Below are 22,183 nucleotides of genomic sequence, written 5' to 3' on the forward strand. Positions count from 1 at the left end.
ATTGTTTTGGCGGTCTTTTTTGTGGACATATATTATTTTTAAAGTATGTATACAAATGATGAATAAATTTTGGCGATATAATGAAGGATACAGCTCCCATAATTGGTAAAGATACTAGATAGATTCATCGTAAAATCATGATTTTGCCAAATTTGCCCTTGAATATTAGTAGCGTTTTCTTTACAATCGTAAATAGTGTAAAAAAGCGTGCAAACGCATGAATATCATCTAAAGGAGAGATTCACATGGGAAAACTGTATGTATTTGATCACCCGTTAATTCAACATAAGATTACATATATTCGCGATAAGAATACAGGTACGAAAGATTTTCGTGAATTAGTGGACGAAGTAGCAAGTTTAATGGCTTTCGAAATTACTCGCGACCTTCCACTTAAGGACATTGAAATTGAAACACCTGTAAGCAAAGCGACAACAAAAGTGATCGCTGGTAAAAAACTTGGTTTAATTCCGATTTTACGTGCAGGTTTAGGAATGGTTGATGGAATTCTGAAATTAATTCCAGCAGCAAAAGTAGGACACGTTGGTTTATACCGTGACCCTAAAACATTGCAACCGGTAGAATACTATGTGAAACTTCCAACGGATGTAGAAGAGCGTGACTTTATCGTACTAGATCCGATGCTAGCAACAGGTGGTTCTGCGGCTGAAGCAATTAACTCTCTGAAAAAGCGCGGTGCGAAACAAATTAAATTAATGTGTATCGTTGCAGCTCCAGAAGGGGTAAAAGTAGTACAAGAAGAACATCCTGATGTTGATATTTATGTAGCAGCATTAGATGAGAAATTAAATGACCACGGATATGTAGTACCAGGTCTTGGTGATGCTGGTGACCGTTTATTCGGAACGAAGTAAGACAACTGACGAGCAGGGGAGATTCCCCAGCTCGTCTTTTTTGTTGTAAGCAAGTAGGGGAGGGGGAGAGGATAAATATACATCGTATATACAACATAAGTTGCATACAACTCACATATAATATAGAAGTCTTACGTCTGAGGAACACTATATTATGGAAGAAAAGCGTTATATCTCGAAAATATAATAGTGACAAACTTGTGAACATTTCCTTCTATTATAAAGAGAAAACTGTTAGAAATTGCATATATGTAACCAGTATTTAGAAGGGGAACGTTTTCATTTTTGGGAGGAAATGCCTAATACTCAAATTTTTAGATTTTTTACGATTTCTCGTTGACACTGTTAATACCCTATTGTATGCTAACAACGGGGATAGATGGTAGGGCTTTCAGTGACAAAATTACATCTATTCCGTGACGAAAATGTAAACTTTTTGTTTTGTATAGGATTTATGCAAAAAAATGAGTTATTATTAACACATCGTGAATGAGGGTTACATATTGGAGGGATGAATCCTTGCAAAAAAACGATCGCAGCCATATAAAAGCTTATGCTTTAATGTCAGGTATTCTTGCTCAATTAGTCGGTTCTATTCTTGTTGGAATCTTTGGTGGGCAGTGGATTGATAATAAGGTTGGAACGTTTCCGTTGTTTCTTATTATAGGGTTATTACTCGGACTAGGAACAGGGGTATACGCAATGATTCGACTCATTCGACATTACTATTCGGGAGAGCAATGATGATAGACGTACATGGACTTGTCCAAAGACAAAAGAAATATATGTACTACTTGCTTGCGCTTCTAGTGCTAGGATGGGGATTTACCTCTTACAAGGATGTATTTCTTGGACTGATTATCGGGACGATTTTCAGTTTTCTTAGTTTGCGCATCATTGCACGTAGAACAGACAAGCTGCTAGATCGCGTAACAAATGGAGAAAACGTGAAGTTCAAGGCAACAGCGGTAAGTACATATTCAAGATTCGCCACGATTGGGTTATTAATTTTATTTGCAGCCAAATATCAAGAGTTAATCGCGATGTGGGGCCTAGGTGTAGGATTGCTGACAGGATACCTTGTCATGATCATAGATTTTCTTTATTTAGAGTATAAGAGCAGGGAAGAGAGGTGAATTACTAGTGGAACACGGTAAATTAGTTGAATTTCTAGGTTTAACGTTCGATTTGTCATCAGTTATGATGGTTACTGTAGCAGCAGTTATTGTTTTCTTAATCGCTGTTATCGGAACTCGCAGCTTAGCTCTTCGCCCAACCGGGATGCAAAACTTCATGGAATGGGTGTTTGACTTCGTGAAAGGGATTATCAATAGTACGATGGACTGGAAAACAGGTGGACGTTTCTTAACGCTTGGCGTTACGCTTATCATGTTTATCATCGTATCGAACTTCCTTGGTTTACCATTCATGTATTCAGCAACTGAAGCTGGCGAACATATTGCATGGTGGAGATCACCAACGTCTGATCCAGCAGTTACATTAACATTAGCCGTGATGGTAGTTACCCTCACCCATTATTATGGAATTAAGATGAAGGGTACGAAAGAGTACGTAAAAGGTTATTTCCAACCTATGAAATTCTTATTCCCATTAAAGGTTATTGAGGAGTTTGCTAACACATTAACGTTAGGTCTTCGTTTATTTGGTAACATTTATGCAGGTGAGATCTTATTAGGATTACTTGCTAAGTTGGGCGGAGCATCATTCCTTGGCGCATTAGGTGCACTTGTACCTATGTTAGCGTGGATGGGATTCAGTGTATTCGTTGGTTCAATCCAGGCATTTATTTTCGTAATGTTAACGATGGTTTATATGGCTCATAAAGTAAGCCATGACCATTAATATAATTTAAGTAAGAAAAAATTTATTTTTTTATAATACAAAGGAGGACAAATTAAATGAGTTTAGGTGTAATCGCAGCTGCAATTGCAATTGGTTTATCAGCATTAGGTGCAGGTATTGGTAACGGTCTTATCGTATCACGTACAATCGAAGGTGTTGCTCGTCAACCAGAACTAAAAGGCGCACTTCAAACAATTATGTTCATCGGGGTTGCTTTAGTTGAGGCACTTCCAATCATCGGTGTAGTTATTGCTTTCATCGTAATGAACAAATAAGGGAGACTCCCCTTACATAGATGGCGAAGAGTGTTTTTCCGAACTTTCTTCGCCATTGCTTTATGAATGAAACGTATGTCTTTTTTTTTCATATGATCAATTTAGATATTTTGAAGGGAGTGAATCCTTGTGCCAACTTTATTATTAGGTGCTGCCATTCCATTTGGAACGATTGCTTATACATTGTTCATTTTCTTACTTCTATTAGTAATGCTACGCAAATTTGCGTGGGGTCCTTTAATGGGAATTATGAAAGAACGTGAAGAGCATGTTACTAATGAAATCGACGCTGCAGAAAGAAGTAATGCTGAGGCGAAGAAGTTAGTAGAAGAACAACGTGAAATGTTAAAACAATCACGTGTTGAAGCACAAGAGTTAATCGAAAGAGCGAAAAAGCAAGCTGTAGATCAAAAAGATGTTATTGTTGCTGCTGCGAAAGAAGAAGCAGAATCAATTAAAGCATCTGCTGTACAAGAAATTCAACGCGAAAAAGAGCAAGCAATTGCTGCTTTACAAGAACAAGTTGCTTCTTTATCTGTTCAAATTGCTTCTAAAGTAATTGAAAAAGAATTAAAAGAAGAAGATCAAGTGAAGTTAATTCGCGATTATATTAAAGAAGTAGGAGAAGCGCGATGAGCAATGGGATTGTAGCAAAACGTTATGCTGTCGCTCTTTTTAAAATTGCTAAAGAAAAACACGTATTAGAAATGTTTGAAGAGGAATTACGCCTTGTACAAAACGTTTATGTAAAGAACGGAGAACTACATAGCTTTTTAACGCAACCGAACATTTCAAAGGAACAAAAGAAAACGTTTCTTGCAAACGTATTCGGATCTGTTTCTGAATCTATTTTAAATACGTTATATATTTTAATTGATAACAAACGCATTGATATCTTACCTGAAATTGCAGATGAATATGTTGTTCTTGCTAATGAAGAACGTAACGTAGCGGACGCAACTGTATATTCTACTCGTCTTCTATCAGAAGAAGAGAAGCTTAACATTGCAGAAGCATTTGCGAAGAGAACAGGAAAAGATGCAATTCGCGTGAAAAATGTTGTAGATGAAGATTTACTAGGCGGCATTAAAGTACGTATTGGAAATCGCATTTATGATGGAAGTTTACAAGGAAAATTAGCACGTATTCAGCGTGAATTAATGAAGAATAGATAGGGGTGAAGCACATGAGCATCAGAGCTGAAGAAATTAGCGCACTGATAAAGCAACAAATCGAGAACTATCAGTCTGAAATCGAAGTTAGTGATGTTGGTACAGTTATCCAAGTTGGTGACGGTATCGCGCGTGCTCATGGTCTTGATAACGTTATGGCTGGTGAACTTGTAGAGTTCTCTAACGGCGTTATGGGACTAGCACAAAACTTAGAGGAAAATAACGTAGGTATTATCATTTTAGGACCTTACACAGAAATTCGTGAAGGTGACGAAGTTCGTCGTACTGGTCGCATCATGCAAGTACCGGTAGGAAAAGAACTAATTGGTCGTGTTGTAAACCCATTAGGTCAACCAGTTGATGGTTTAGGCCCAATCAATACAACAAACACTCGTCCAATTGAAAGTCCAGCACCAGGTGTAATGGATCGTAAATCTGTTCATGAGCCACTTCAAACAGGTATTAAAGCGATCGATGCTCTTGTACCAATTGGCCGTGGTCAACGTGAGTTAATCATCGGTGACCGTCAAACTGGTAAAACAGCGGTTGCACTTGATACAATCATTAACCAAAAAGATGAAGATATGATTTGTATCTATGTAGCAATTGGACAAAAAGAATCAACTGTACGTAACGTAGTAGAAACACTACGTAAGCACGGTGCATTAGAGTACACAATCGTTGTAACTGCATCTGCTTCTCAACCAGCTCCATTATTATACCTAGCTCCTTACGCTGGTGTAACAATGGGTGAAGAGTTCATGTACAATGGTAAACACGTATTAGTAGTATATGATGACTTATCAAAACAAGCAGCGGCTTACCGTGAGCTGTCATTACTATTACGTCGTCCTCCAGGTCGTGAAGCTTACCCAGGGGATGTATTCTACTTACATTCTCGCTTATTAGAGCGTGCAGCAAAATTAAGTGATGCAAAAGGCGGCGGTTCTTTAACTGCACTACCTTTCATCGAAACACAAGCAGGGGACGTATCAGCATACATCCCAACAAACGTAATTTCTATTACGGATGGACAAATCTTCTTACAATCTGACCTATTCTTCTCTGGCGTACGTCCAGCGATCGATGCGGGTACTTCTGTATCTCGTGTAGGTGGATCTGCTCAGATTAAAGCAATGAGTAAAGTATCAGGTACACTTCGTCTTGACCTTGCATCTTACCGTGAGTTAGAAGCGTTCGCTCAGTTCGGTTCTGACCTTGATAAAGCAACTCAAGCGAAATTAAACCGTGGTGCTCGTACTGTTGAGGTATTAAAACAAGGATTACACAAACCATTACGTGTAGAGAAACAAGTTATCATTCTTTACGCTTTAACACGTGGATTCCTAGATGATATCCCAGTAGTAGATATCACTCGTTTCGAAGAAGAATTCCATGCTTGGTTAGATTCTAATGCGACTGACTTATTAGAAGAAATCCGCACAACTAAGAAACTTGCGGATGACGACAAATTTGCAGCAGCAATTAATGGATTTAAAAAAGTATTCGTAGCTTCTGAATAATAAAAGCAGAAGCGGCTCGTTTAAGCCGCTGCAGCTAGATAGTATATATAAAGGCATCTCAATTTCTGAGATTGCTGACGGTTATGTAAAGGAAAAGAGTAGGTGCACCTATTCTTTTCCTTCAATCATGAGCAAGAATATCTTGCAACGTAGATTAGGAAGAGGATTCTTACTAATCGTGCCAACTTCCGGAAAAAAGGTGGTGAAAACCTGTGGCATCTTTACGCGATATAAAAGCGAAGATTAACTCGACAAAGAAAACGAGTCAAATTACGAAAGCGATGGAGATGGTATCTGCATCTAAGTTAAACCGTGCAGAGCAAAATGCTAAATCTTTCGTTCCGTATATGGAAAAGATTCAAGAAGTAGTAGCGAGCATTGCGCAAGGAAGTAAAGGAATTAATCATCCGATGCTAAATGCGCGTCCTGTAAAGCGTACAGGATACATCGTTATTACATCTGATCGCGGACTAGCAGGTGGTTATAACAGTAACGTATTACGTACAGTAAGTAACGTAATTCGTGAACGTCATAATATGGATTCAAACCAATATTCAATTATTGTGCTTGGACGACTAGGACGTGATTATTTAAAACGTCGCGGCTTTAACATCATTGATGAAGTAGTTGGACTATCTGACCACCCATCATTTACTGATATTAAAGACCTTGCTTCTCGAGCAATTGCGATGTTCGCAGATGGTGCTTATGATGAGCTGTACATTTACTACAACCATTACGTAAGTAAAATTTCACAAGAGGTAACGGAAAATAAAATTTTACCGCTTACTGATGTGGCGTCTGACAAACCGACGACAGCTTATGAATTCGAACCTTCTGAAGAAGAAATTTTAAAAGTACTATTGCCACAATACGCAGAAAGCTTAGTGTACGGTGCATTACTAGACGGTAAAGCAAGTGAACACGCAGCGCGTATGACAGCAATGAAGAGTGCTACAGACAACGCAATGGAAGTTATCGATTCACTTACACTTTCATTCAACCGTGCGCGTCAGGCAGCGATTACGCAAGAAATTACGGAAATCGTTGGTGGAGCAGCAGCGTTAGAATAGTATTAAAAGGCGGAAGCGGTTCGTTCAGAATGAGAGGGGGATGGAGCTTTTGACGTAGAGGCGATTTGTGCCTCGTAGGAAAAAGCGAAGCCACCGAACATTCTAACCGCTGGAGCTAGATTCAATAAAAAGCGGAAGCGGCTCTGTCAAAAGAGTCGCGTAAGCTATAAACCAATAAAAAATTAAAAGCTAGCTGCTCGTAGAAAGTTGGCTAATTAAAAGAAAGCTAGGAGGGAACCCGATGAATAAAGGGCGCGTTACGCAAATCATGGGTCCGGTTGTAGACGTTAAGTTTGATGGCGGAAAGCTACCAGAAATCTACAACGCCCTTACGGTAAAACAAAGCAACGAAAACGGAAGTATTAACTTAACATTTGAAGTTGCACTTCATTTAGGTGATGATACAGTTCGTACAGTTGCAATGTCTTCCACAGATGGACTTGTTCGTGGCACAGAAGTAGAAGATACTGGTAAACCAATCTCTGTACCAGTTGGTGATGTAACACTTGGTCGCGTATTTAACGTATTAGGTGATGCAATTGACTTAGATGGTGAGGTTCCTGCAGATGTACATCGTGATCCAATTCACCGTCAAGCACCTGCATTCGAAGAATTATCTACTAAAGTAGAAATTCTTGAAACTGGTATTAAAGTAGTAGACTTACTTGCTCCTTACATTAAGGGTGGTAAGATCGGCCTATTCGGTGGTGCCGGCGTAGGTAAAACAGTATTAATTCAGGAATTAATTAACAACATCGCACAAGAGCACGGTGGTATCTCTGTATTCGCTGGTGTAGGTGAGCGTACTCGTGAGGGTAATGACTTATACCACGAAATGAGCGATTCTGGCGTAATCAAGAAAACTGCGATGGTATTTGGACAAATGAACGAGCCACCTGGAGCACGTCAACGTGTTGCATTAACAGGTTTAACAATGGCTGAGCATTTCCGTGATGAGCAAGGACAAGACGTACTTCTGTTCATCGATAACATCTTCCGTTTCACGCAAGCGGGTTCTGAAGTATCTGCCCTTCTTGGTCGTATGCCATCTGCGGTAGGTTACCAACCAACACTTGCAACAGAAATGGGTCAATTACAAGAGCGTATTACATCTACAAATAAAGGGTCTATCACGTCTATCCAAGCGGTATATGTACCAGCCGATGACTATACTGACCCAGCACCAGCTACAACGTTCGCTCACTTAGATGCAACAACAAACTTAGAGCGTCGTTTAACGCAAATGGGTATTTACCCAGCCGTAGATCCATTAGCATCTACATCTCGTGCACTTTCTCCAGAAATCGTAGGAGAAGAACATTATGAAGTAGCTCGTCAAGTACAGCAAACTTTACAACGTTATAAAGAACTTCAAGATATCATCGCTATCTTAGGTATGGATGAGTTATCTGAAGAAGATAAGTTAGTTGTACATCGTGCTCGTCGTATTCAATTCTTCTTATCTCAAAACTTCCACGTAGCTGAGCAGTTTACAGGTCAAAAAGGTTCTTACGTACCTGTAAAGAATACAGTTAGTGGTTTCAAAGAAATTCTAGAAGGAAAATATGATGACCTTCCAGAAGATGCATTCCGCTTAGTAGGTGGCATTGAAGAAGTTATTGAAAACGCGAAGAAAATGATGGCGTAAGGCCTTAGGAGGGACGAAGTATGAAGACATTTCCAGTCAGTATTGTAACTCCTGATGGACCGGTTTACGAAAAAGAAGTAGAAATGGTAAGTGTAAAAGCAGAGAGTGGGGAAATGGGGATTTTACCAGGTCACATTCCAACTGTTGCACCATTAAAAATTAGTGCAGTTCGTCTGAAAAATGGTGGACACACTGATTATGTAGCAGTAAGCGGTGGCTTTATCGAAGTTCGTCCAGATAAAGTGACTGTATTATCATCATCTGCTGAAGAAGCAAACCATATCGATATCCATCGTGCAAATGAAGCGAAGCGTCGCGCTGAGCAACGTCTGCAAGATAAACAAGCACATGTTGACTTTAAACGTGCAGAAATGGCATTACAACGTGCTGTGAACCGTTTGAACGTTTCCGATATGAAGTAAAAAAATCCGTAAGGGCTTTGCCTTTACGGATTTTTTTTGTGTATTTTATGGATAATTTTACAAAACTGGTATAATTATATTGATGCTTGTATAAGTAGAAGTGTACAACAATTTATATTTCATAAAGGGGATGAATCAATGATTGGTGAAATGAAGCGAGAAGCATTGTACTCTTTAAAGGGAAAATGGGGACTAGGTGTTGGATCAACAATTTTATATTTTATTTTAAGTTATGTTGTTTCGATGGCTGCAATGCTTATACTATTAATTCCAGGAATTATTATATTTCTCTTATTTGCTGGTTTAGTAGGTTCACTTGAAGGGCAAACAATATCAAATGGAGCAAGTGTTACATTCGGGATTTTTTATTGCATTATGATAATTTTGAGTAGTGCATCCTATGGGATTACATCATACGGTTATACAAATGTATTTTTACAGATTAGTAAACGAGAAGATGCTAAAGTAGATTACTTATTCGAAGGATTTCGTGGCTTTAAAAGAATGATGAAAACAATATGGGCAATGCTTGCAATTTTATTATATACAGGTACATGGATTCCGATATTGTTAGTAGCCTTATTTGCATTTTTTGGTGAAGAAGGAAATGCGTCGTTTGCTATTGCTATCTGTGTACTACTAGCTATTTCAATCGTTGGTATGATTGTGATGTATTTTTCTTATGCACTGACGTACTATGTGATGATTGAAAATCCAGAATATAGTGTTTCGCAGGCGATGAAGGAAAGTAAGAATCTTATGAAGGGTCATAAGTTAGATTTGTTTCTTTTATGGCTGAGCTTCATAGGATGGGCTATTTTAGCGCTTCTTACTTTTGGAATAGGATTTCTTTGGCTTAGTCCGTATATGAGTACGACGACAGCACACTTTTATCGCTATATTTCAAAAGGTGAATTTCAATAGGAACATGCTATACTAATAGAATTATTGTGTATAGGAGGCGAGGCTACGCATGATTAGTGATTTAAAAGGAGAAGCACTAGATTCATTAGAAGGAAAATGGGGATTAGCTGTTGGAGCTACACTACTCATTTCAATTCTTATCACGGCTTTTAGTTTTAGTGTTGATTGGGGATTTTTTTTGATTTTCGGTTGGCAAAAAACAAATGGTTCACTTTCAACGAATATTCTTACATTTTTTGTTACTGGACCGTTAACTTTAGGTGGATATTACCTTGGTTTAAATATCCTTCGTGAAAAGCAAGCTAGTATCGGTAATGTATTCATTTGGTTTTCAGAGGGAAAGAGATTTCTAAAATCATTTTTATTATATTTATTAGTAAATCTTTATCTTTTCTTATGGACGTTATTGTTCATTATTCCAGGTATTATTAAATCATTTTCTTATGCGATGACATACTTTATTATAAACGATCATCCTGAGTATTCACTGAACCAAGCTATTACAGAAAGTCGTCGTATGATGGATGGACATAAGATGGAGTATTTCATTTTATGTTTAAGTTTTATTGGCTGGTTTATATTAAGTTGTATTACGTTAGGGATTGGATTCTTATGGTTAATTCCATATTTCTATACGACATCTGCAGCTTTTTACGAAGAGATTGCAGAAGAATATTATGAGAAAAATATTTAGCACTAAAAAACCCCCGGTATGAATTATTTGTTCATACTGGGGGTTTTTTGTAGAAACTTTATAAACTGATTACTAGTAAGTGGTTTACTGAAATAGTAACCTTGCATATATTTACAGTTATGTTTTTGCAGAAACTTAAGTTGTTTTTCGGTTTCAATTCCTTCGGCGACGACTGAAAGATTTAAAGTATTTGCGAGGGAAAGTATTGTAGAAACGATGGCTCGTTCTTCAGGACGATGATCAGCTAATTGTGTAAATTCTCTCGGTACTTTTAATGTGTCGATTGGAAAAATTGATAAATAAGCAAGAGAAGAGTATCCAGTACCGAAGTCATCAATGGAAGTTTGGATACCGTATTCTTTTAATTGCTTCAGTCTTAATAACGTTTCTTTCTCGTCAACCATTGCAATTCTTTCTGTTAACTCAAGTGTTACATATTTTGGATCGACTTGCACGTCGTTTAATATTTGTGAAATGCTTTCAATTAATTGATCTTGCCGGAACTCTTTTGCGGATAGATTAACACTTATTTTTAAATTTTGGTAGCCAAAGGTATGCCATATTTTTAATTGGAGACAAGCTTCTTGTAATACCCAATGTCCAAGTGGGACTACTTGTGGCGTCTCTTCTACAATTGGAATAAACTCACATGGTGAAATGTCACCTAATAGTGGGTGTTTCCAACGTATTAAAGCTTCAGCGCCGATAATTTTATTTGTTGTCGTATCAATTTGTGGTTGATAAACGAGATAAAATTCTTTGTTTACTAAAGCGATTGGCAAATCTTTTTCAATTCGAGCTTTTCGTTCCATTTTTTTATATAGTTCTTTCGTGTAAAGAGAGCTACCGTTTTTTCCTTTATTCTTTGCTTCGTACATGGCCATATCAGCATGCTGCAAAATGGATAGCGCATCTTCACCTGCTTCAGGATATATTGCAATTCCGATGCTCGGTGAGATTTGTAAATGTTGATTTTCGATTTCAAATGGCTCATTCATGGCCGTTACAATCCTATCAGCTATTTTTTGGACATCTGGCTTTTTTTTGTAATTCTCGATAAGGATTGTGAACTCATCCCCAGCTAGCCGCGCGAGTTTCATATTTGATGTTGCTATTCTTTCGAGCCTTTTTGCTACTGCGATGAGCAATAGGTCTCCTACTCGATGACCGAGGGTATCATTAATAACTTTAAAACGGTCTAGGTCGAGAAACATAACAGCAAAAGGCTTTTTCGATATTTTTGCTCGCGCAATTGCCTGTTCTAAATGTTGATGAAATGCACGTCGATTTGCAAGCTCTGTTAAAGTATCATGGTATGCTAGGAAATTAATTTGTTCTTGTTGTTGTTTGCTTTCTGTAATATCTTTAATCATTAAATAAACCCCAGAAATTTTCTCCTTTAAAAAGATCGGTACGGCGGTAACGTGCAAGTAGTAAATATCTCTGCTTTTATGGTAAGCCCGTATTTCTAAAGAGATAGAATACCCCTTTTTCACGCGATGAAAGGCGTTAATCATTTCTTCTAAATCTTCTTCGTATATGAGTGAATAGTAAGGCTGGTTTAATAATTCATTCGTTTGATAACCGAGTAAAGTAGTGCCAGCGTTATTTACTTTGAGAAAATTACCGTACAAATCTAATGTGAAGATTGGATCTGGATGATGCTCGTATAAAGATTTAAACATTTGTTGATTATGATAGAGTTCATTTTTCTGTTCTACTAAATCTTCTGTACGTAGTTTAATTTGTTTCTCGAGTTCTGAGTTGAATTGCATTTGAGCAAACAATAATATTTTATTTTGTTTTCGAACTAAGCTATGACGTATGAGAACGAAAGAGAAAGTTATTATAAGTCCGATTACTATAATAGGCGCAAAAACGTATTCAACTAATATAAAAACAATAAGCATTACTACCGAAATATACGGTAATGATAATCGGATTGATTCACCAATTTTAGGTGTTAGTAGTACTTGTTCTTGTTTTTCAGGCTCTTTTGTATGGAGAATACAGGCGATTGCTACTAACACTAAGGTTACTTGATAGAAAGGAGTAACTGTAAACATAGAATACTCTGGTATGAAGTATTTTATATAAGCATAAATCGCATCTGTAGTAGCATATAAAATTAAAGCACTGCCAAGAAGTGCACCGACCTTTTTAGGTAATAAGGATAGTGGTTTGAATAAAAGGTTGATTCCTATTAAGAGAAAGAGTAAATCAGCCATTGGATAGGTAAGTTGAACAAATATGTCGATATAGGATGTTGTAAAGATGTGAATAGTTCGTTCAATAAGTAAGTAGTAACTTAAAGTAAATTGGGCTGTAACGATAATACAAATATCACATAGCATAAAAAGTTTTTCTAATAAATCTCGGTTATAAATGATTTCGTATAGAAAGGCAAACGTAAAACTAACTAAAAAAAGTAAGTAAAAAAAGTCAGATGGATCAACGAACGTATAGAAGTCTTTTACAATTAAACGCTGATAGGCAACGACTATATCACCGATAAAATAAGAGAGAGCTCCAACAGATAATATGATCCAAAATAAACGAGATAGCCCTTCTTTCATGTTTGAAAAATAAAGTATATAACTACAAGCGATAATATCAATTAATAGGGTACTCATTCCGATTAATAGCTGAAAAGGAAATGAGTATTCATATAGAAAAGGCATCGCTACGTAGTGAATCGTTATGGACAGCAATACAATGCTTATAAGAATACTTACATGTGTTTGTTTTTTCATTTATATCACCTACGGTTTCTTGAAAAGCATATATAAGTTTTATATTTATTTTGCACAATTATAGCAAGTTGTAAAGATAGATTTTAATAATTCTTGTTTCTGCCTCCCAACATATCGACATAGGAATTTGAAGTTTGCTATAATGATTAGAATAGTTGCATTATTTAGAAAAATTTAAAAATAATAATTACTGCAACTAGGACATATTGTTTACTATGTGAACTTGTTCTTAATTTAGGGGGGAGGGTTTCACAATGGCAAGTGTATATGAAAATAGTTATATGATCGTTTTGATTTTCTTGCTATTAGGTATATTGCTGCCGGTAGTGGCTCTTACATTAGGAAGGATGCTGCGCCCAAATAAACCAAGTGCAGCAAAGGCGACGACGTATGAGAGTGGAATTGAGCCTTTTCATGATGCAAATATTCGGTTTCATGCGCGTTATTATATTTTCGCTTTATTGTTTGTGATCTTTGATGTAGAAACTTTATTTTTATATCCTTGGGCTGTTGCGTATGACAAGCTAGGTTTATTTGCATTAATTGAAATGCTCATCTTTGTTGTAATGTTGCTAGTTGGATTAGCGTATGCTTGGAAAAAGAAGGTGTTACAATGGTTATAAATTTTGAGGAATTACATCCAAATGAGCGAGCAGAATTAGAACGAAATATCTTTTTTTCTACATTGGAACAGTTGAAAGGATGGGCGAGGAGCAACTCTTTATGGCCGATGACATTCGGACTGGCGTGCTGTGCAATTGAAATGATGGGGGTAGGCTCATCACATTATGATTTAGATCGATTTGGGTCATTTTTTCGAACTTCACCAAGGCAATCGGACGTCATGATTGTATCGGGAACGGTAACGAAGAAGATGGCTCCTATTGTTCGGCGCTTATATGATCAAATGCCCGAACCGAAATGGGTTATTGCGATGGGATCTTGTGCGACAGCAGGTGGTCCGTATGTAAATTCATATGCTGTTGTGAAAGGTGTAGACCAAATCGTACCAGTTGATGTGTATATTCCTGGTTGTCCCCCGAATCCAGCTGCTTTAATTTATGGAATTAATAAATTGAAAGAAAAAATTCGTTACGAAGCAAAGACCGGGAAGCAGGTGACGAATAAATGAGTAATCCAAATAAAGATTTAGAGGAGTTGAAAAAAGAAGCAGCTAGGCGTGCAAAAGAAGAAGCGAGAAAACGCCTTGTAGCGAAACACGAGGCGGAAATAAGTAAGCTTGAGGAAGAAGATCAAGAAAAAGAGAAAGCGCTACCAAAAAACGATGATATTACTATAGAAGAAGCAAAACGACGTGCAGCAGCAGCTGCAAAAGCAAAAGCGGCAGCGTTAGCGAAGCAAAAAAGAGAAGGAACAGAAGAAGTAACGGAAGAAGAAAAAGCGAAAGCCAAGGCGAAGGCAGCAGCAGCTGCAAAAGCAAAAGCGGCAGCGTTAGCGAAACAGAAAAGAGAAGGGACAGAAGAAGTAGCGGAAGAAGAAAAAGCGAAGGCCAAGGCGAAGGCGGTGGCAGCGGCCAAGGCAAAAGCGGCAGCATTGGCGAAGCAGAAAGCCTCGCAAGGTGATGGGGATTCGGGAGATGAAAAGGCAAAGGCAATTGCAGCGGCAAAAGCAAAAGCAGCAGCGGCTGCAAGAGCGAAGACAAAGGGGGCTGAAGGTAAGAAAGAGGATGAGCCGAAGCAGGAAGAACCGTCCGTAAATCAGCCGTATTTAAATCAGTATGTTGAGGCTATTAGGGAGAAGTTAGGAGAGGGTGCATTAGTAGATTCCTACATTAATAAACTGTCAAAGGATGTGCCAACTCTTGTGGTGGATCCCGAAAAGTATTATGAAGTGATGGAGTTACTGCGATTCCATGAGGGACTTGCTTTTGATTATATGTCAGAGCTACATGCGACGGATTTTGTGACACATATGGAAGTGTATGTTCATTTGTTTTCATATAGTAAGAAACAATCGGTAGCGGTGAAGGTAAAGCTAGACCGGGAAGCGCCGCAAGTCGAATCTGTGACAGCGCTTTGGAAAGGGGCCGACTGGCCGGAGCGAGAAGCATACGATTTGCTCGGCATTGTATTTAAAGGGCATCCGAATTTAACGCGTATTTTAATGCCAGAGGATTGGGTAGGATATCCGCTTAGAAAAGACTATGAACCGTATGATGTGGAGGTGTAGCTATGATCCGTACGGAAGAGATGCTTTTGAATGTAGGACCTCAGCATCCGAGTACACATGGTGTGTTCAGGCTCGTAATTAAGATTGACGGGGAACTTATTAAAGAAGCTACACCTGTTATTGGGTATTTGCATCGCGGGACCGAAAAGATCGCTGAGAGCTTACAGTATACGCAAATTATCCCTTATACAGATCGAATGGACTATTTATCAGCTATGACGAATAATTACGTCATTTGCCATGCTGTAGAGACGATGATGGGGCTTGAAATTCCAGAGCGTGCCGAATACTTGCGAGTACTTGCGATGGAGCTAGGAAGAATTGCGAGCCATCTCGTTTGGTGGGGGACGAATCTTCTTGATATAGGAGCGGTCAGCCCGTTTTTGTACGCGTTTCGTGAACGAGAGATGATTATAAATTTATTAAATGAATTATGCGGGGCACGGCTTACTTTTAACTATATGAGAGTTGGCGGTGTGAAGTGGGATGCGCCAGATGGTTGGATTGAAAAGGTGGAAGAGTTTGTTCCGTATATGAGAGAGCAACTGGCAGGTTATCATGATCTTGTTAGCGGTAATGAGATTTTCTTAAATCGTGTGAAAGGCGTTGGTATATATAGCGCGGAAGAAGCGATCTCGTATTCTTTAAGCGGAGCAAATTTGCGGTGCACTGGAGTAAACTGGGATCTTCGCAAAGATGAGCCGTATTCGATTTATGATCGTTTTGATTTTGATATTCCTGTTGGAAGCGTGGGAGATGCTTGGGATCGCTACGTTTGCCGAATGCAAGAAATCGAGGAGTCTTTAAAGATTGTTGAGCAGGCGGTTCAGCAGTTCCCGAAAGATGGAGCTGTGCTGGCAAAAGTACCGAAAATTATTAAGGCACCTAAGGGAGAAGCGTTCGTACGTATCGAATCGCCGCGCGGAGAGATTGGGTGTTATATCGCTAGTGACGGAAAGAAAGAGCCGTACCGTTTGAAGTTTCGTAGGCCATCTTTTTATAACTTGCAAATTTTACCGAAGTTATTGAAAGGTGAAAACATCGCTAATTTAATTACGATTTTAGGTGGAGTTGATATTGTACTTGGGGAGGTTGATGGCTAATGATTGAGACGCTCTTACAATCACCTTCAAGCTGGAAGAATTTCTTCATTTTTTTCGGATTAGCGGTACTTCTGCTATTTGCAGTCCTTGGCTTCGTTACATATGGAATTTTGGCAGAACGGAAAGTGATGGGGTTTATGCAAGGGCGGATTGGACCAAACCAGGTTGGAGGCCGATTCGGTTTACTGCAAACGGTAGCTGATGTTTTAAAACTATTATTGAAAGAAGATAGTATTCCAAAAGCAGCAGATAAACCGCTGTTTATATTAGCGCCTGTCATTGCATTTGCACCAGCATTTATGGTGCTTGCAGTTATCCCGTTCACTGATAAATTTCAATTTGCAGATATTGGAGTCGGGCTACTTTATTATATTGCTGTTTCCGGTATTACGACGATAGGTGTTGTAACTGGAGGATGGGCATCGAATAATAAATATTCCCTTTTAGGAGGGATGCGTGCGGCGGCGCAAATGATTTCTTATGAGATTCCGCTCGTAATGAGTGTAATTGGTATCGTTTTGCTAGCTGGTAGTCTGAATTTAAATGAGATTGTAGCGGCGCAGGAGAAGGTTTGGTACATTTTCGTACAGCCAATTGGCTTCGTCGTTTTCTTAATCGCAGCAGTTGCAGAGTTAAATAGAACGCCATTCGATTTGCCAGAAGCGGAGTCAGAACTTGTTTCTGGATATCATACGGAATACTCAGGTTTTCGCTGGGCGTTTTTCATGCTTTCAGAGTACGTATATTTCTTCGGGATGGCATCTTTAATTACAGTGCTCTTTTTAGGTGGATGGAATCCAGTTATGTTCCTTGGATTTATCCCAGGAGCTGTATGGTTTGCTTTGAAATTTAGCAGTGTAGTCTTTCTATTAATTTGGTTCCGCGTTACGTTTCCGCGTATAAGAGGTGACCAGTTAATGGAGTTTGGCTGGAAAGTATTATTGCCAATTGCACTTGCGAATATTTTCTTAACGGCATTGATTAAGGAGTTATTCTTCTAATCTATGAGGGGGGTGCCAGTAAGAGATGAAAGGACTATTTAAAGGATTAAAATATACATTAAGTAATTTGAGCAAGAAGAAGGTAACGTATGATTATCCAAATCAACCGTTGCCGTTGCCAGACCGTTTTCGTGGAATTCAAAAATTTTATCCGGAGAAATGTATTGTTTGTAATCAGTGCTCTAACATTTGTCCGACAGACTGTATTCAGTTAACAGGAAAGAAACATCCGGATCCTACGAAAAAAGGAAAAATTATCGACACGTATGATATTAATTTTGAAATTTGTATTCTTTGTGATTTATGTACAGAAGTTTGTCCGACAGAGGCAATTGTCATGACAAATAACTTTGAACTCGCGGAATATTCACGTGATGACTTATTTAAAAATTTGCAGTGGCTTGACGAAAACGACGAAAACGTCAGGAAGGAGAACAAGGCATGAATGGCGAGTTTGTAGCATTCTTTATACTATCCTTGTCTGCAATTATCGGCGGTGTTCTTATGTTGAACTTAACGAAAGTTATGCACATGATGCTAGCTCTCGTTCTGACATTTCTCAGCATTGCAGGTTTGTATTTTCTTTTATCAGCTGAATTTATAGGCGTTGCACAAATTTTACTTTACTCTGGTGCAATCACAATTATTATGATTTTCGGCATTATGTTAACGAAACATAACGCGGAAAATGAATCGCGTCTTACTCTTCGAAAATGGATTATCTTCTTTGCAGTTGTAGCATTTGGAGCGGTTATGTATTTCGCTGTTAATAATGTTGATTTTGCAAATGAAAGCACACAAGGAAGTTTACCTCTCCATGAAAACAACACACTTCAAATCGGTACGCTTCTCTATTCAAAATATATTATCCCATTTGAACTAACTTCAGTTATTTTACTTGTAGCACTCGTTGGCGCGATTGTACTTGCGAAAAAGGATGAGAAAGAGGAGGATTCCAATGAGTAGCGTTCCAGCTTCTGCATATTTAACACTTGCGATTATTTTGTTTTGCATCGGTCTATTTGGAGCTTTAACAAAGCGGAATACAGTAATCGTATTAGTTTGTATCGAATTAATGCTGAATGCTGCCAATTTAAACTTAGTGGCGTTTAGTAAATTAGGCTTATTTCCGAATTTAACAGGTCAAATTTTCTCACTGTTTACGATGGCTGTAGCGGCAGCGGAAGCGGCGGTAGGACTCGCTATTTTAATTGCTTTATATCGTAATCGTACAACAGTTCAGGTGGATGAAATGAATACGCTCAAAGGATAACATTGTGACCGAAAAAGGGGGAAGGAAACAATGATCGATTATGCATGGCTCATACCGCTTTTCCCACTCGTTTCGTTTTTGTTACTTATTATATTCGGGAAGAAAATTAGAGAAGGAAGCAGCGTACTTAGTATTTTTTTCGTCTTTCTCTCCTTTATACTTGCGGTACTTGTGTTAATAGAAAGGTTTTCAGAAGCAAGCGTGAAGCATAAGTGGGTGTGGCTTAGAGCTGGAGATGTGGATATATCATTCGGCTTTGAAGTGACTGCATTAGGAGCTTTAATGTTATTTATCGTGACGCTTGTGAGTCTACTTGTACATGTGTATTCGAAAGGTTATATGAAAGGTGATGAACGATTACCAACCTTTTACGCATATTTAGGACTCTTTACATTTGCGATGTTAGGGCTTGTTATATCAACGAATTTATTACAGCTTTATATATTTTGGGAATTAGTTGGCCTTGGTTCATTTTTACTTATCGGTTTTTATTTCTTTAAAGAAGAAGCGAAGGCTGCTGCAAAAAAGGCTTTTATTATGACCCGTATTGGGGATGTTGGTTTATTTATCGGGATGATTTTAATTTTTTGGTACGCAGGTAGTTTTGAATATGACGCAATATTTAGGGCGATTTATACAGGGGATCTACCTCCTTACATGATTACAATAACAGCGATATTAATTTTTATCGGGGCGATGGGGAAATCAGGTCAGTTCCCGCTTCATACGTGGTTGCCAGATGCAATGGAAGGGCCAACGCCCGTTTCGGCACTTATTCACGCGGCGACGATGGTGGCAGCTGGCGTATATTTAGTAGCGACGATGTTCCCTCTATTTTCAGCAAGTACAGTGGCGATGCAGACAGTGGCAATCGTTGGAGCTTTCACTGCAATCTTTGCGGCCTCTATTGGTCTTGTGCAAACAGATATAAAGAGGGTGCTTGCTTATTCTACAGTTAGCCAGCTCGGGTATATGATGCTCGCGTTAGGTTCTGCCGGTTATGTAGCTGGTATATTCCATTTAACGACACACGCTTTTTTTAAAGCACTATTATTTTTGGCGGCAGGAAGTGTAATTCATGCTGTGCATACGCAAAACATTAATAAAATGGGCGGTTTACAGAAGAAGATGAAAGTAACTGGTACGCTATTTTTAATAGGTACCCTTGCCATTAGCGGTGTTCCGCTGCTTTCCGGTTTTTTCAGCAAAGATGAAATTTTAGCGGCGACGTGGATGAATGGCAATTACGTTTTATTTACTTTAGCGGTAATTGCGGCGTTTTTAACAGCATTTTATATGTTCCGCCTTTACTTTCTTGTCTTTACTGGAGAAACGAAGACGAAGGAAGAAGTGCATGAATCGCCTCGCGTTATGACGTATCCAATGATTGTTCTCGGCGTTCTTGCGGTAGTGGCAGGATATATAAATACACCATGGTTTGGGACGTTTCTCGGAGATTGGTTGACGAAAGATGTAGGGTTTAAGGTTGAAGAAGCGCATGGACCAGTTTGGATTATGATTGTTGCGACACTCGTTTCATTTGCGGGAATTGCTCTTGCATATTTCATATATGGCAAGAAATCAATTTCTAGAAATTGGGCTGGGGGTACGGAAACATCGCTTTATAATCTTTTGAAAGAAAAATATTATGTGGATGAACTATACAACATGACGGTGATTCCTATTACGAAAGGAATCGCTCATGTGCTTCGCTTATTTGAAGTGTATGTAGTTGAAGGAATTGCAGTTTTAATTGCAAGTGTAGTTAAAGGCACAAGTAATCTTGGATCGAAACTTCAAAACGGGAATGTACAAGTGTACGGTACTGTAACGGCGGTTTCGCTCGCTGTACTCGTCATTATTTTGCTCTATACGGGAGGGGATTTACGATGAATGATTTGTTGTTAACGTTCTTCATTTTTTCCCCGCTTTTAGGAATTTTATTGCTTGTATTAACACCGAAAAAGGAATTGCGTACAGTGCGAGCGCTTGGCTTATTTGGAACGGCACTGCCATTTGGAATCGCTATCGTCCTCGCTTGTACATATGCTTCTGGAAAGAATTTGTCACTATTTGATGAAAAGGTGAAATGGATTAAGTTTGGAGATTTTACAGCGGTGGATAAAAGGTGGTTCTCTATTTATTACGAGCTCGGTATTGATGGTTTGTCACTTGTCATGATGGTACTAACGGCTCTTCTAGCGATGCTTGCAGCAATTGCAGCCTTTTCTATTAAAAGAAATTTAAAAGCATTTTATATGCTGTTACTTATGCTAGAAATAGGAATGCTCGGCGTCTTTGCTGCTCAAAACTTAATGTTGTTTTTTATCTTCTTTGAAATTACGTTGCCACCAATGTTCTTATTAATTGGAAAGTGGGGAAAATTGTCGAGTGAAAAGGCTGCGTATAGTTATTTAATATATAACGGTATTGGCTCAGCTATTTTGCTCATTGTTTTCTCAATTTTGTTCGCGAAAACAGGTACAACAAATATTGTGGAGCTGAAAGAGATATTAAGAAGCGTAAGTGCAGAGGGAGCACTCGTCATACCAAGTAGCTTGCAGCTTGGTGTATTTATTGCCATAATGATTGCCTTTGCAATTAAACTACCTGTTTTTCCGTTGCACCGCTGGATGGTCAATGTACACATAGAAGCGCATCCAGCTGTAGTTATGCTTCATGCTGGAGTTTTGCTAAAGATTGGAGCATACGGTATTATTCGCTTCGGAAAAGGGCTATTCCCGGAATATTTTCACGATGTTGCAACGCTAATTGCTATATTAGGCGTAATTAATTTATTATACGGTGCCTTTTTAGCGCTCATCCAAACGGACTTTAGGAAAGTACTGGCTTACTCTAGTATTTCGCATATGGGAATTGTGTTAATGGGACTTGCGTCACTTAATGCACCTGGTACACAAGGAGCGCTATTCCAAGTTGTATCACATGGTTTAATTGCAGCCTTGCTCTTCTTCCTACTGGGTGTTATAGAACAACGATTTGGAACTTCGGATATTACGGTGCTAGGCGGACTTGCGAAAAGTGTACCAATACTTAGCGGATTCTTTTTAGCAGGAGGAATGGCATCGCTTGGATTACCAGGGATGTCTGGGTTTGTTAGTGAATTTCTTGCCTTTCTCGGTTTATTTCAAGGAGAGCCCGTCATTGCTGCAGTCGGTGTGATTGGCATCATTTTAACCGCTGTATATGTATTAAGGGCGACACTTCAAGTGACATTTGGAAAGAAAGAGTGGGAAGCAAAAACTGATATACACGGATGGGAGTATGTCCCTGTTTTACTACTTATCTTTTGTATTATTGCAATTGGAGTTATGCCAGAAATACTAGGGGATCCGCTTCAAAATACATTGAAAACATTGGGGGTGAAGTAGGA

At 38.7% G+C, this 22,183-nt stretch carries 25 protein-coding genes; 24 read left to right on the forward strand and 1 reads right to left on the reverse strand.

Annotated features, from left to right (window positions below):
• Positions 1–245: 245 nt before the first annotated feature.
• The 14 genes from upp (at position 246) to ACTFRY_RS24085 (ending at position 10,469) form a co-directional block, all read left to right on the forward strand.
• A complete protein-coding gene (gene upp, locus ACTFRY_RS24020; RefSeq protein ID WP_000517539.1) occupies positions 246–875 on the forward strand; it encodes a uracil phosphoribosyltransferase in 630 nt (209 codons plus the stop codon).
• A 379-nt stretch (positions 876–1,254) separates the two neighbouring features.
• The gene (locus ACTFRY_RS24025) at positions 1,255–1,368 is read left to right on the forward strand and encodes a DUF4024 domain-containing protein (RefSeq protein WP_000232962.1); all 114 of its coding nucleotides are present in this window, start codon (positions 1,255–1,257) and stop codon (positions 1,366–1,368) included.
• A gap of 26 nt (positions 1,369–1,394) precedes the next feature.
• A complete protein-coding gene (locus ACTFRY_RS24030) occupies positions 1,395–1,619 on the forward strand; it encodes an AtpZ/AtpI family protein (RefSeq protein WP_001171223.1) in 225 nt (74 codons plus the stop codon).
• Complete coding sequence (locus ACTFRY_RS24035; RefSeq protein WP_000567600.1) at positions 1,619–2,011, forward strand: ATP synthase subunit I; 393 nt, start codon at positions 1,619–1,621, stop codon at positions 2,009–2,011. Before ACTFRY_RS24030 ends, ACTFRY_RS24035 begins: the two co-directional genes overlap by 1 nt.
• Before the next feature lie 7 nt (positions 2,012–2,018).
• Positions 2,019–2,738, forward strand: coding sequence for a F0F1 ATP synthase subunit A (gene atpB / locus ACTFRY_RS24040; protein WP_000399870.1), 720 nt, complete (start codon positions 2,019–2,021; stop codon positions 2,736–2,738).
• Between the two features lie 56 nt (positions 2,739–2,794).
• Positions 2,795–3,013 carry a F0F1 ATP synthase subunit C gene (gene atpE, locus ACTFRY_RS24045; protein WP_000052064.1) on the forward strand — a complete coding sequence of 73 codons (219 nt, stop codon included), beginning with the start codon at positions 2,795–2,797 and terminating at the stop codon, positions 3,011–3,013.
• A 129-nt stretch (positions 3,014–3,142) separates the two neighbouring features.
• Entirely contained in the window at positions 3,143–3,649 is a 507-nt protein-coding gene (gene atpF, locus ACTFRY_RS24050; RefSeq protein ID WP_001142618.1) for a F0F1 ATP synthase subunit B, read from the forward strand.
• Positions 3,646–4,188, forward strand: coding sequence for a F0F1 ATP synthase subunit delta (atpH, locus tag ACTFRY_RS24055; RefSeq protein ID WP_000064683.1), 543 nt, complete (start codon positions 3,646–3,648; stop codon positions 4,186–4,188). The genes atpF and atpH overlap by 4 nt, the downstream gene beginning before the upstream one ends.
• 11 nt (positions 4,189–4,199) lie before the next feature.
• A complete protein-coding gene (atpA, locus tag ACTFRY_RS24060; RefSeq protein WP_000027518.1) occupies positions 4,200–5,708 on the forward strand; it encodes a F0F1 ATP synthase subunit alpha in 1,509 nt (502 codons plus the stop codon).
• A gap of 212 nt (positions 5,709–5,920) precedes the next feature.
• Positions 5,921–6,781 carry a F0F1 ATP synthase subunit gamma gene (atpG, locus tag ACTFRY_RS24065; RefSeq protein WP_000157696.1) on the forward strand — a complete coding sequence of 287 codons (861 nt, stop codon included), beginning with the start codon at positions 5,921–5,923 and terminating at the stop codon, positions 6,779–6,781.
• 241 nt (positions 6,782–7,022) lie between these two features.
• Complete coding sequence (gene atpD / locus ACTFRY_RS24070) at positions 7,023–8,429, forward strand: F0F1 ATP synthase subunit beta (protein WP_001032593.1); 1,407 nt, start codon at positions 7,023–7,025, stop codon at positions 8,427–8,429.
• Between the two features lie 20 nt (positions 8,430–8,449).
• Positions 8,450–8,851 (forward strand): F0F1 ATP synthase subunit epsilon, encoded by a 402-nt coding sequence (gene atpC, locus ACTFRY_RS24075; RefSeq protein WP_000847211.1) that lies wholly within the window; start codon positions 8,450–8,452, stop codon positions 8,849–8,851.
• 36 nt (positions 8,852–8,887) lie between these two features.
• Positions 8,888–9,775 carry a DUF975 family protein gene (locus tag ACTFRY_RS24080; RefSeq protein ID WP_016118944.1) on the forward strand — a complete coding sequence of 296 codons (888 nt, stop codon included), beginning with the start codon at positions 8,888–8,890 and terminating at the stop codon, positions 9,773–9,775.
• A gap of 49 nt (positions 9,776–9,824) precedes the next feature.
• Positions 9,825–10,469 (forward strand): DUF975 family protein, encoded by a 645-nt coding sequence (locus ACTFRY_RS24085; RefSeq protein ID WP_000622461.1) that lies wholly within the window; start codon positions 9,825–9,827, stop codon positions 10,467–10,469.
• Between the two features lie 23 nt (positions 10,470–10,492).
• Here the strand turns inward: ACTFRY_RS24085 and ACTFRY_RS24090 are convergent, their stop codons facing one another.
• Positions 10,493–13,222: an EAL domain-containing protein gene (locus ACTFRY_RS24090; protein WP_000744993.1), complete on the reverse strand. Its 2,730-nt coding sequence runs from the start codon at positions 13,220–13,222 to the stop codon at positions 10,493–10,495.
• A 254-nt stretch (positions 13,223–13,476) separates the two neighbouring features.
• On the opposite strand from ACTFRY_RS24090, the gene nuoA reads away from it, so the two are divergent.
• From nuoA to ACTFRY_RS24140, 10 genes are read left to right on the forward strand one after another with little or no spacing between them, the layout of a single operon-like run.
• On the forward strand, positions 13,477–13,845 hold the full coding sequence (nuoA, locus tag ACTFRY_RS24095; RefSeq protein WP_000179273.1) for an NADH-quinone oxidoreductase subunit NuoA: 369 nt from the start codon (positions 13,477–13,479) through the stop codon (positions 13,843–13,845).
• Positions 13,836–14,354, forward strand: a complete 519-nt coding sequence (gene nuoB / locus ACTFRY_RS24100) for an NADH-quinone oxidoreductase subunit NuoB (RefSeq protein WP_000236331.1) — start codon at positions 13,836–13,838, stop codon at positions 14,352–14,354. Before nuoA ends, nuoB begins: the two co-directional genes overlap by 10 nt.
• Positions 14,351–15,412: an NADH-quinone oxidoreductase subunit C gene (locus ACTFRY_RS24105; RefSeq protein ID WP_440032423.1), complete on the forward strand. Its 1,062-nt coding sequence runs from the start codon at positions 14,351–14,353 to the stop codon at positions 15,410–15,412. The genes nuoB and ACTFRY_RS24105 overlap by 4 nt, the downstream gene beginning before the upstream one ends.
• A 2-nt stretch (positions 15,413–15,414) precedes the next feature.
• On the forward strand, positions 15,415–16,515 hold the full coding sequence (gene nuoD, locus ACTFRY_RS24110; protein WP_000621464.1) for an NADH-quinone oxidoreductase subunit NuoD: 1,101 nt from the start codon (positions 15,415–15,417) through the stop codon (positions 16,513–16,515).
• The gene (nuoH, locus tag ACTFRY_RS24115; protein WP_000573419.1) at positions 16,515–17,516 is read left to right on the forward strand and encodes an NADH-quinone oxidoreductase subunit NuoH; all 1,002 of its coding nucleotides are present in this window, start codon (positions 16,515–16,517) and stop codon (positions 17,514–17,516) included. Before nuoD ends, nuoH begins: the two co-directional genes overlap by 1 nt.
• Before the next feature lie 25 nt (positions 17,517–17,541).
• Positions 17,542–17,961, forward strand: a complete 420-nt coding sequence (nuoI, locus tag ACTFRY_RS24120; protein ID WP_000677191.1) for an NADH-quinone oxidoreductase subunit NuoI — start codon at positions 17,542–17,544, stop codon at positions 17,959–17,961.
• Entirely contained in the window at positions 17,958–18,482 is a 525-nt protein-coding gene (locus tag ACTFRY_RS24125; RefSeq protein ID WP_001012814.1) for an NADH-quinone oxidoreductase subunit J, read from the forward strand. The genes nuoI and ACTFRY_RS24125 overlap by 4 nt, the downstream gene beginning before the upstream one ends.
• Positions 18,475–18,789 (forward strand): NADH-quinone oxidoreductase subunit NuoK, encoded by a 315-nt coding sequence (gene nuoK, locus ACTFRY_RS24130; protein ID WP_098616151.1) that lies wholly within the window; start codon positions 18,475–18,477, stop codon positions 18,787–18,789. The genes ACTFRY_RS24125 and nuoK overlap by 8 nt, the downstream gene beginning before the upstream one ends.
• A 30-nt stretch (positions 18,790–18,819) precedes the next feature.
• The gene (gene nuoL / locus ACTFRY_RS24135; RefSeq protein WP_098616150.1) at positions 18,820–20,682 is read left to right on the forward strand and encodes an NADH-quinone oxidoreductase subunit L; all 1,863 of its coding nucleotides are present in this window, start codon (positions 18,820–18,822) and stop codon (positions 20,680–20,682) included.
• Positions 20,679–22,181: an NADH-quinone oxidoreductase subunit M gene (locus tag ACTFRY_RS24140; RefSeq protein WP_098616149.1), complete on the forward strand. Its 1,503-nt coding sequence runs from the start codon at positions 20,679–20,681 to the stop codon at positions 22,179–22,181. The genes nuoL and ACTFRY_RS24140 overlap by 4 nt, the downstream gene beginning before the upstream one ends.
• The last annotated feature ends 2 nt before the right edge of the window (positions 22,182–22,183 follow it).

The organism is Bacillus cereus group sp. MYBK195-1, assembly GCF_051916605.1.
In the GTDB taxonomy this organism is placed as follows: Bacteria; Bacillota; Bacilli; order Bacillales; family Bacillaceae_G; genus Bacillus_A; species Bacillus_A cereus.

What these genes read in the sequence shown, in the direction of transcription:
- nuoK (WP_098616151.1), top strand. Translation starts at nt 18,475, where the DNA reads ATGAGTAGCGTTCCAGCTTCTGCATATTTAACACTTGCGATTATTTTG.
- nuoH (WP_000573419.1), top strand. Translation starts at nt 16,515, where the DNA reads ATGATTGAGACGCTCTTACAATCACCTTCAAGCTGGAAGAATTTCTTC.
- nuoI (WP_000677191.1), top strand. Translation starts at nt 17,542, where the DNA reads ATGAAAGGACTATTTAAAGGATTAAAATATACATTAAGTAATTTGAGC.
- nuoA (WP_000179273.1), top strand. Translation starts at nt 13,477, where the DNA reads ATGGCAAGTGTATATGAAAATAGTTATATGATCGTTTTGATTTTCTTG.
- atpD (WP_001032593.1), top strand. Translation starts at nt 7,023, where the DNA reads ATGAATAAAGGGCGCGTTACGCAAATCATGGGTCCGGTTGTAGACGTT.
- ACTFRY_RS24025 (WP_000232962.1), top strand. Translation starts at nt 1,255, where the DNA reads ATGGTAGGGCTTTCAGTGACAAAATTACATCTATTCCGTGACGAAAAT.
- upp (WP_000517539.1), top strand. Translation starts at nt 246, where the DNA reads ATGGGAAAACTGTATGTATTTGATCACCCGTTAATTCAACATAAGATT.
- atpE (WP_000052064.1), top strand. Translation starts at nt 2,795, where the DNA reads ATGAGTTTAGGTGTAATCGCAGCTGCAATTGCAATTGGTTTATCAGCA.
- ACTFRY_RS24085 (WP_000622461.1), top strand. Translation starts at nt 9,825, where the DNA reads ATGATTAGTGATTTAAAAGGAGAAGCACTAGATTCATTAGAAGGAAAA.
- ACTFRY_RS24140 (WP_098616149.1), top strand. Translation starts at nt 20,679, where the DNA reads ATGAATGATTTGTTGTTAACGTTCTTCATTTTTTCCCCGCTTTTAGGA.
- nuoD (WP_000621464.1), top strand. Translation starts at nt 15,415, where the DNA reads ATGATCCGTACGGAAGAGATGCTTTTGAATGTAGGACCTCAGCATCCG.
- ACTFRY_RS24090 (WP_000744993.1), bottom strand. Translation starts at nt 13,222, where the DNA reads ATGAAAAAACAAACACATGTAAGTATTCTTATAAGCATTGTATTGCTG.
- ACTFRY_RS24105 (WP_440032423.1), top strand. Translation starts at nt 14,351, where the DNA reads ATGAGTAATCCAAATAAAGATTTAGAGGAGTTGAAAAAAGAAGCAGCT.
- atpH (WP_000064683.1), top strand. Translation starts at nt 3,646, where the DNA reads ATGAGCAATGGGATTGTAGCAAAACGTTATGCTGTCGCTCTTTTTAAA.
- atpC (WP_000847211.1), top strand. Translation starts at nt 8,450, where the DNA reads ATGAAGACATTTCCAGTCAGTATTGTAACTCCTGATGGACCGGTTTAC.
- nuoB (WP_000236331.1), top strand. Translation starts at nt 13,836, where the DNA reads ATGGTTATAAATTTTGAGGAATTACATCCAAATGAGCGAGCAGAATTA.
- atpA (WP_000027518.1), top strand. Translation starts at nt 4,200, where the DNA reads ATGAGCATCAGAGCTGAAGAAATTAGCGCACTGATAAAGCAACAAATC.
- nuoL (WP_098616150.1), top strand. Translation starts at nt 18,820, where the DNA reads ATGATCGATTATGCATGGCTCATACCGCTTTTCCCACTCGTTTCGTTT.
- ACTFRY_RS24035 (WP_000567600.1), top strand. Translation starts at nt 1,619, where the DNA reads ATGATAGACGTACATGGACTTGTCCAAAGACAAAAGAAATATATGTAC.
- ACTFRY_RS24125 (WP_001012814.1), top strand. Translation starts at nt 17,958, where the DNA reads ATGAATGGCGAGTTTGTAGCATTCTTTATACTATCCTTGTCTGCAATT.